The sequence below is a fragment of the Sphingomonas azotifigens NBRC 15497 genome (genome assembly GCF_002091475.1).
Taxonomy (GTDB): Bacteria; Pseudomonadota; Alphaproteobacteria; order Sphingomonadales; family Sphingomonadaceae; genus Sphingomonas; species Sphingomonas azotifigens.
In genome coordinates this window covers 182,532-190,910 of the sequence record NZ_BCTR01000007.1, presented here as the reverse complement: position 1 = coordinate 190,910, position 8,379 = coordinate 182,532, and the positions used below count along the sequence as shown (strand labels likewise).

At 68.9% G+C, this 8,379-nt stretch carries 7 protein-coding genes and 1 pseudogene; all 8 read right to left on the bottom strand.

Annotation, left to right across the window (positions count from 1 at the left end):
* A pseudogene (locus SAZ01S_RS24715) lies at nucleotides 1–219 on the bottom strand (UDP-N-acetylmuramoyl-L-alanine--D-glutamate ligase); the annotation flags it as partial.
* A complete protein-coding gene (gene mraY, locus SAZ01S_RS04275) occupies nucleotides 216–1,289 on the bottom strand; it encodes a phospho-N-acetylmuramoyl-pentapeptide-transferase (protein ID WP_084580384.1) in 1,074 nt (357 codons plus the stop codon). The pseudogene SAZ01S_RS24715 and the gene mraY, both read right to left, overlap by 4 nt.
* Nucleotides 1,277–2,662: a UDP-N-acetylmuramoyl-tripeptide--D-alanyl-D-alanine ligase gene (locus SAZ01S_RS04270; protein ID WP_174596086.1), complete on the bottom strand. Its 1,386-nt coding sequence runs from the start codon at nucleotides 2,660–2,662 to the stop codon at nucleotides 1,277–1,279. Before SAZ01S_RS04270 ends, mraY begins: the two co-directional genes overlap by 13 nt.
* Nucleotides 2,663–2,789: 127 nt before the next feature.
* Nucleotides 2,790–4,205 carry a UDP-N-acetylmuramoyl-L-alanyl-D-glutamate--2,6-diaminopimelate ligase gene (locus tag SAZ01S_RS04265; RefSeq protein ID WP_084580382.1) on the bottom strand — a complete coding sequence of 472 codons (1,416 nt, stop codon included), beginning with the start codon at nucleotides 4,203–4,205 and terminating at the stop codon, nucleotides 2,790–2,792.
* Nucleotides 4,202–5,905 carry a peptidoglycan D,D-transpeptidase FtsI family protein gene (locus tag SAZ01S_RS04260; RefSeq protein ID WP_084580380.1) on the bottom strand — a complete coding sequence of 568 codons (1,704 nt, stop codon included), beginning with the start codon at nucleotides 5,903–5,905 and terminating at the stop codon, nucleotides 4,202–4,204. The genes SAZ01S_RS04265 and SAZ01S_RS04260 overlap by 4 nt, the downstream gene beginning before the upstream one ends.
* Nucleotides 5,902–6,552, bottom strand: coding sequence for a hypothetical protein (locus SAZ01S_RS04255; RefSeq protein ID WP_084580378.1), 651 nt, complete (start codon nucleotides 6,550–6,552; stop codon nucleotides 5,902–5,904). The genes SAZ01S_RS04260 and SAZ01S_RS04255 overlap by 4 nt, the downstream gene beginning before the upstream one ends.
* On the bottom strand, nucleotides 6,552–7,499 hold the full coding sequence (rsmH, locus tag SAZ01S_RS04250) for a 16S rRNA (cytosine(1402)-N(4))-methyltransferase RsmH (protein ID WP_084580376.1): 948 nt from the start codon (nucleotides 7,497–7,499) through the stop codon (nucleotides 6,552–6,554). The genes SAZ01S_RS04255 and rsmH overlap by 1 nt, the downstream gene beginning before the upstream one ends.
* A complete protein-coding gene (locus tag SAZ01S_RS04245; protein ID WP_084580374.1) occupies nucleotides 7,496–7,978 on the bottom strand; it encodes a division/cell wall cluster transcriptional repressor MraZ in 483 nt (160 codons plus the stop codon). Before SAZ01S_RS04245 ends, rsmH begins: the two co-directional genes overlap by 4 nt.
* Nucleotides 7,979–8,379: the final 401 nt, after the last annotated feature.

Genomic DNA, 8,379 nt, shown 5'->3' with positions numbered 1-8,379 from the left:
GGCCGATCCGGGCGCCGGATCGCTGGTGGAGAGTCCCCCACCCCAACCCCTCCCCTGAAGGGGAGGGGCTTGTAGCAGCTCCAGCCGCTTGGCTTCATTACTATCCCACGCAAGCACGCTCGCCCCGCTCGCCACCAGCGCGCGCACGGTCGCTGCGCCCGAGCGTGCGAGCCCGAGTACCGCGAAGCGTTTGCCGCGCCAGGCGGGGCTGGTGATCACCGCAGCTTGAGCGTCGCGAGACCGGCCAGCGCCAGCACGAAGGCGATGATCCAGAAGCGAATCACCACGGTCGGCTCGGACCAGCCGAGCTGTTCGAAATGGTGGTGGATCGGCGCCATGCGGAACACGCGCTTGCCGGTGCGCTTGAAGAAGAACACCTGGATGATGACGCTCAGCGCCTCCATCACGAACAGGCCGCCGATGATGCCGAGCACCAGCTCATGGTGCGTCGTGACGGCGATCGTGCCGATCGCGCCGCCGAGCGCGAGGCTGCCGGTATCGCCCATGAACACCGCCGCCGGCGGCGCATTGAACCACAGAAAGGCGAGCCCCGCCCCGATCATCGCGCCGCAGAAGATGGCGAGGTCGCCCGCGCCATAGACGTGCGGGATGCCGAGATAGATCGCGTAGATCTTGTTGCCGGCGAGGTACGCGATCAGCATGAATGCCATGCCCGCGATCACCACCGGCATGGTCGCCAGGCCGTCGAGCCCGTCGGTCAGGTTCACCGCGTTGCCGAACGCCACGATCGTGAAAGCAGCAAACGCGATGTAGAAATAACCGAGATCGGGGTGCACCCAGCTGAAGAACGGCACGTAGAGTTGGGTGTTGCCCTGCGCAAAGATGATGATGCCGCTGGCGATGCCGGCAATGATGAACTCGCCGAGCAGCCGCACCTTGCCGGAGACGCCCGCGGTCTTCTGCTTCCGCACCTTGTCGTAATCGTCGAGGAAGCCAATCATGCCGAAGCCGAGCGTCACGAACATGCACGCCCACACATAGGCGTTGCGCAGGTCCATCCAGATCAGCAGCGCCAGCGTCAGGCTGGTCAGGATCATCAGCCCGCCCATCGTCGGCGTGCCGCGCTTGGCGAGGTGGCTCTGCGGCCCGTCGGTGCGGATCGGCTGGCCCTTGCCCTGGCGCAGCCGCAGCCAGCCGATGAACTTGGGCCCGATCAGCAGCCCGATCAGCAGCGCGGTCGCCACCGCCCCGCCGGTGCGGAACGACAGGTACCGGAAGAGATTGAGGACGCCGGGGAAGCCCAGCTGCTCCGCGATCAGATAGAGCATGTTTGCCTTTCCGCCAGCGCCGCGACGATCGTCGCCAGCCGCACGCCGTTCGACCCTTTGATGAGAACCGCGTCGCCCGGCGCGAGCAGGGAGTCCAGCTCGGCCTTCGCAGCTGCGGCATCGGCCACATGGACGAAATCCAGCCGTCCCTCAAGCGCAGCGGCCAGCGGGGCCATCGCTTCGCCCACCAAAATGGCACGGCTCACCCCGGCCTCGGCAATGGGGTCGGCGAGTTCGGCGTGGAGCGCGTCCGAATACGTGCCGAGCTCGCGCATCTCGCCGAGCACCGCGAGCCTGCGGCCGGGCTCGGCGGCGAGTACCTTCAGCGTCGCGCGCATCGAGCTTGGGTTGGCGTTGTAGCTTTCGTCGATCACCAGTGCGGTGCCGTCGGCGACGGGCACGGTCATCCGCGCGCCGCGCCCGGCCAGCCCGCCCAGTTCGGCGAGCGCAAGGCCGGCAACTTCGAGATCGCCGCCCACCGCGTCGACGGCCGCGAGGATCGCCATCGCGTTCGACACCCAATGCTCGCCCGGCTGGGAAATGGTGAAGCTGAGCTCGCGATCGCCGAAACGCGCCATCACGAAGGTGCCCCCGCTGCGCGCGCGCATCGTCTCGACCGCACGATAGTCGGCGCCTTCGCCCAGGCCGAAGGTGACGATCTCAGCGGCATGGGGCCGCGCGGCCTCCAGCAGACGGTCGCGATAGGGGCTGTCGAACGGCACGATCGCGGTGCCGCCGGGCTCCAGCCCCTGGAAGATCTCGCCCTTGGCGTCGGCGATCGCCTCGACGCTGTCGAAGAAGCCGAGGTGCGCGGGCGCGATCGCAGTGACGATCGCGACGTGCGGGCGCACCAGCCGGGTCAGCTGCGCGAGTTCGCCGGCATGATTCATGCCCATCTCGAACACGCCGTAGCGCATTTCGCGCGGCATGCGGGCGAGGCTGAGCGGCACGCCGGTATGGTTGTTGTAGCTCTTCACCGAGCGATGCGCACAGCCCGGATCGATCCGGTCGAGCGCCGCGAACAGCGCTTCCTTGGTGCCGGTCTTGCCGACCGAGCCGGTGACGCCGAGGATCTTGGCGGAAGAACGCTTGCGGGAAGCCGCGCCGAGCGCGTTCAGCGCTGCAGTCGTGTCGGCCACTTGGACGCTCGGAAAGTCGGTAGCGTCCGACACCACCGCTCCCGCCGCACCTTGCGCAAAGGCCTGGTCGAGGAAGCAATGGCCGTCGGTGCTCTCGCCCTTGAGCGCGAGGAACAGGTCGCCCGGGCCGACCTCGCGGGAGTCGAAGGCGACGCCGGAGACGGCGAAGTCGGCGGAGGCGGTGCCCTGCGTCGCGGCAGCGATTTCCGCGGAGGTCCAAAGCATCGAACTCATCGCTCCCCTCCCGCTTGCGGGAGGGGTCGGGGGAGGGGCTGGAATGGAAAGCGGAGGGAAGACGCAACGGCCATCCCCTCCCCTAACCCCTCCCGCAGGCGGGAGGGGGATTTAAGAAGGCGCCCCCTCACGCCGCGCACTCCCGCGCTACCGCGACATCGTCGAACGGCAGCACCATCTCGCCCACGATCTGCCCCTGCTCATGCCCCTTGCCGGCAACCAGCACGATGTCGTGCGGCTCGGCCATTGCGATCGCCGCGGCAATCGCCGCGCGGCGGTCGCCGATCTCGGTGGCCTCAGGCGCACCCTTGAGGATGGCGCGGCGGATCTCGGCCGGATCCTCGGTGCGCGGGTTGTCGTCGGTGACGATCGCCACGTCCGCACCCGCGGCCGCCACCTGTCCCATCAACTCGCGCTTGCCGGGATCGCGGTCGCCGCCGGCGCCGAACACCAGGATCAGCCGGCCCTCGGTATGCGGCTTCAGCGCCGCGATCGCCGCCTCGAGTGCATCGGGCGTGTGCGCATAATCGACATAGACCGGCGCGCCATTGGCGGCGATCACCGCGCGCTCCAGCCGGCCGCGCACCGGCTGCAGCCGCGCGCAATTGGCGAGCGTCGCGGCCACGTCGCCACCGGTCGCGATCACCAACCCCGCCGCGGTCAGCGCGTTCGCGGCCTGATAGGCGCCGATCAGCGGCAGCTTGACGGTGTGGAGCTTGTCCTCCGCCTCGATCTCCAGCGTCTGGCCGAGCAGCGAGGGCGTGCGCGACACCAGCCGCAACGTCTTGCCATGTTCGCCGACGGTGATCAGCCGGTTGCCGCGCATCCTGGCGAGGTCCTCGACTTGCGGCGCGTGCGGGTCATCTGCCCACACCACCGCGGTACCATCCTCGGCCAGCACCTCGGCGAAGAGGCGCATCTTGGCGGTGAAATAGGTCGCCATGTCGCCGTGATAATCGAGGTGATCGCGGCTGAGATTGGTGAACGCCGCCGCGCGCACCGGCAACCCTTCGGTGCGATACTGCGACAGCCCGTGCGACGAGGCTTCGAAGGCGACATGCGTCACGCCCTCGCGCGCCAGCCCGGCGACGTTCGACAGGAAGGTGACGATATCCGGCGTGGTGAGACCCGTCGAGACACGCTCGTCCGCGGTGGTCACGCCCAGCGTGCCGATCGAGGCCGCATGGAAGCCCGCCATCCGCCACAGCTGGCGCGTCATCTCGACGGTGGAGGTCTTGCCGTTGGTGCCGGTCACCGCCGCGGTCACCGCCGGGAACGGCGCGAAGAACCGCGAGGCGAGATTGGCGAAACGGGCGCGCGGATTGGAATCGGCGATATGCAGCGCGCCCTCCACCTTCGCCTCAGGCCGCGCCACCACCGCGATCGCGCCAGCCTGCACGGCGGCACCGATGAAATCCTCGCCGTTCACCCGCGCGCCTTCGAACGCGCCGAAGATGGTGCCCGGCGCCACCTTGCGGTGGTCGATCGCGAAGCCGGTGACGATCGCGTCTTGCGCCCCGCCGATCAATTGGCCCAGTTTCATTCGGCTGTCGCTTTCGGCTCCGGGGAACGATCGACCAGCGGCAGCAGCTCGCTTTCGTCGATATCCTTGGCGTTGTCGGGCGCGATGCCCAGCAGGGCGCCGGTCCGCGCGATCACGCGCGAGACGACCGGCGCGACGGTCCAGGCCGCGGTGGTGCGCGGCGTATTGGCATTGGCCTTGGGCGAGTCGAGCATGGCGACCACCACATAGCGCGGTGCGTCGACGGGGAAAGCCGCCGCGAAGGTGGAGACGTTGCGGTGATGGTCGTACCCGCCCTCGCTCGCCGCCTCCGCCGTGCCGGTCTTTCCCGCGACGCGGTAGCCCGGCGCCTCGCCCTTGCGGCCGGTGCCCTTGAGCACGATCAGCCGCAGCAGCTGGCGCATCCGGTAGCTGGTCGCTTCCTGGAGCACCCGTCTGCCCTGCGCGGGATGCGCGGCATCCACCTTCATCAGCGTCGCCGGGTGCCACACGCCGCCATTCACCATCGCGGCATAGGCGGCAGCGAGGTGCAGCGGGGTCACCGCGATGCCATGCCCATAGGCCGTGGTCATCACCGTGATCCGCCCCCAGTTGGCTGGCCAGAGCGGGCGCACCGCGCCGATCTCGATGCTCGGCCGCTGGTCGAAGCCGAGGCGGCGGAACATCGCCTGCATCTTCTCCGCCCCCAGCTCGTCGGCGATCCGCGCGGTGGCGATGTTCGACGAATAGATCAGCGTTTCCGGGATGTTGAGCCAGCGAAACTGCTCGTCGCCGCGATCGTCATGGATGGTGAAGCGCCCAACCTTCATCGGCACGGTGGCATCGAAACGCCGTGACATCGAGGTGATCGTGCCGGAATCGATCGCCGTCGCCACCGCGATCGGCTTGAAGGTCGAACCCAGCTCGTAGACGCTCTGCGTCACGTTGTTGCGCGGCGGCGGCCCGTTCAGCTGGTTGGGGTTGAAGCTGGGCAGCGAGGTCATCGCGACCACCTCGCCGGTATGCACGTCGAGCACCACCGCCGCGGCGCCGCGCGCCTGCAGATCGACCATCGCCCGGCCCAGCTCGCTTTCCAGCGCCGCCTGCACGCGGGCGTCGAGCGAGAGCGTCACCGGTTTGCCGCGCTGGGCGGGATCGGTCAGCCGCGTCTCCAGCACCTTCTCCATGCCGGTGACGCCGTGGCCCTTGTCGTCGAGATAGCCGAGCACATGCGCCGCCATGTCCGACTGCGGATAGAGCCGGTCGGTCTCGCGCTGGAACTCGATCGCCGGCTCGCCGAGCGCGTTCATCGCGTTCACCAGCTCCGGCAACGCCCGGCGCTTGAGGAAGGCAAAGCCGCTGCCGCTGTTCAGCAGCGCATAATATTGCGACTGGCTGCGCTCCGGGATCAGCTCGGCCAGCTTCTGCGCCAGCGCGGCCTTGTCGCCGATCACCTGATTGGGGTGGATCGCGATCGTCCAGGCATCGATGCTGCGCGCGAGCGGCGTGCCGTTGCGATCGACGATGTCGCCGCGCGCCGGCACCAGCGCGTTGGTCAGGTCGCGCGGGCTCGCCGGGCCGGCCGACAGCGCCAGAAAGGCAAGCTTGCCCAGGATCGCCAGCACGCCCGCGCCGAACAGGATGGCGAGGATCATCAGCCGCACATGCGCGACGGCGACGAGCGCCTCGCGCCCGCCGCCCGATCCACGCGCCCGTGCCGGAGGGGCGACGACGACGATCATCGCGGCGCCAGTTGCTCGCGCTTCGCCACCCGCCGCAGGTCGTTCATCGTCGCCGCGCTCAGCAGCCCGCGGTCGGGCGTCGCGAGCCGGGCGCGCTCCACCTTCTGCATCAGCTTGCCCAGATCCTGCGCGGGCTTGCTGTCCACCTGCGCCACGCGCACCACGGTGCTCGCTACGGGCTTGGCCGAAGGCGCCTTGATCGGGGCGGCCGCCGCCGTCGCGACCGGCGCTGCAGCCGGAGCGGGCTTGGTCGCCACCGGCGCCACCGCCGCGGTTTCCACCGGCCGCGTGCCCGTCGGGATCACCAGCACCGCGGTCTCGACCTTGGCGCCGGCCTCCGTCGGTGCCGCCGCCGCCGGCTGGTCGAGCGCTGCCAGCCCGCTGGCGCTCGCCAGATATTGCTGCGGCTGCGGGGCGTTCATCGCCAGCACATCGCCGTTCCAGCGTTCGATCTGCGCCATGTTCGCCCGCGTATCGAATTCGGTCTCCAGCGCGCGGATATCCTTGTGCGCGCTGATGATGGCGAGCTGCGTCGCCTTCAGCCGCGCGCGCTCGGACGCGCCGTGCGAGGTTACCATATAGCAGGTCGGCGCCACGACTGCGACGCACAGGAACCAGCCAAGCCCCCTGAAGCCATGCACTGCCATCACGCCACTCCCTCACCGGCCCACGGCGCCGCGCTCGTCCGCCGCGCCGCGCGCAGCGTTGCCGAGCGGGCACGCGGATTACGCGCCAACTCCGCCTCGCCAGGGCGCACGGCCTTGGCGGGCGTTTCAAAACTGGGTTCCGCCCGCGGCCCCACCGCCGGGCGATGCCGCGACCCCGCCGGCGTGCTACCGCTGCGCTCGCGGAAGAAGCGCTTGACCAGCCGGTCCTCGAGGCTGTGGAAGGTCACCACCACCAGCCGCCCGCCGGGCTTGAGCACGCGCTCGGCGGCGGCGAGCACGTCGGTCAGCTCGTCCAGCTCGCGGTTGATGTGGATGCGCACCGCCTGGAAGGTCCGCGTCGCGGGATCCTTCTTGTCGTGCGGGCGATGGCCGAGCGCGCGGCGCACCACTGCCGCCAGCTCCGAGGTGCGGGTAAGCGGCCGCGCCTCGACGATGAACTTCGCCACGCGCCGCGCCCGAGGTTCCTCGCCGAGCTGGAAGAGCACATCGGCGATCTCGCCTTCGTCGGCGCTGTTGAGCCAGTCGGCCGCGCTCATCCCCTCGCCCGCCATCCGCATGTCGAGCGGCCCGTCCTGCTGGAACGAGAAGCCGCGCTCGGCCTGGTCGAGCTGCATCGACGAGACGCCGATATCGAGCACGACGCCGTCGACCGGCGCCAGGCCGCGCGCCTCCAGCTCTTCGACGAGCCGGCTGAACGGTGCGTGGATGAGGTCGAGCTTGCCGCCGCTCTCCGCGACCAGCCGCGCGCCATTGGCGATCGCGGTGGGATCGCGGTCGAACGCCGCCACCGCCGCGCCGGACGTCAGCATCGCGCGCGTATAGCCGCCGGCACCGAAGGTACCGTCGACATGGCGCTCGCCGGGCACAATGGCGAGCGCGCCCAGCACTTCGTCGAGCAGCACGGGGATATGCGGGGCGTCGGTCACATCGCCCCCTTCTGCTGCATCAGGAACAGGCAGATTTCCTTGAGTTCGGGATCGGCGGTCTCGCTCGCCAGCAGCTCCTCGGGCGACCAGATCTCGAAGGTGTCGCCGCTGCCGACGAAGAAGGCCCATTTCTGGATCTTGGCCTTGGCCCGGAAGAAGGGCGGCAGCACGAACCGCCCGCTATCGTCGTACGGCGCCTTTTCGACCATGCCGAAGGCGCGACGCTTGGGCCGCACGCTCGGCTGTTCGCCCCGCTCGAGCGCCAACTGGTCGATCTTGTCGATGCGGTCGTACTTGGTCCGCGACCAGCCGGTGTCGTGCGCAGAGAGGCACGGATCCTCCGCATGCACCCCAATGACGATCTGGCGGACGTCGGCATTGCGCTCGGCAGCAGCGCGCAGGTCGGCGGGTATGGCGACGCGACCCTTCTGGTCGACCGCCTGGAGCGCAAATCCTTCGAAGAGCTCCCTGTGTGCCACGCCAAAACCCCGAGCCAGGCACGACTCTCCCGCCGCCGGAATCACGCGGACCGTGCCCCAGCTGGAGATGTTCAGGAGAAAGGGTTCGTGCCCCCCTTTAGTGTGTTCTTTTAATCACAATATAGGACGGGAGACAACGGGAGAGTTGGGGATTGCACGGGAATTTGAACCACCCAGCGCCACTGCTGGTCGCTTTTACGCCTGTTTACCGGCTTTGTTCTCTACAATGATCCGTTTTGTTCCGCCACGCTCCGCGAAAGTCCCTAGCTGGAAAGGAAAACAGCGCACGGCGTGCGCCGGCCGGCGTGTTCGCCGGTCGCGAAGCGAATTCCGCTAAGTATCTGAATTGTCAGGCTGATCGAAGGCGCACCGGCGACGGATGCAAACGCGTCCCGGAAAGT

Excerpts from the sequence above, each read along its gene's own strand:
- mraY (WP_084580384.1), bottom strand. The coding sequence starts at position 1,289 with ATGCTCTATCTGATCGCGGAGCAGCTGGGCTTCCCCGGCGTCCTCAAT.
- SAZ01S_RS04270 (WP_174596086.1), bottom strand. The coding sequence starts at position 2,662 with ATGAGTTCGATGCTTTGGACCTCCGCGGAAATCGCTGCCGCGACGCAG.
- SAZ01S_RS04265 (WP_084580382.1), bottom strand. The coding sequence starts at position 4,205 with ATGAAACTGGGCCAATTGATCGGCGGGGCGCAAGACGCGATCGTCACC.
- SAZ01S_RS04260 (WP_084580380.1), bottom strand. The coding sequence starts at position 5,905 with ATGATCGTCGTCGTCGCCCCTCCGGCACGGGCGCGTGGATCGGGCGGC.
- SAZ01S_RS04255 (WP_084580378.1), bottom strand. The coding sequence starts at position 6,552 with ATGGCAGTGCATGGCTTCAGGGGGCTTGGCTGGTTCCTGTGCGTCGCA.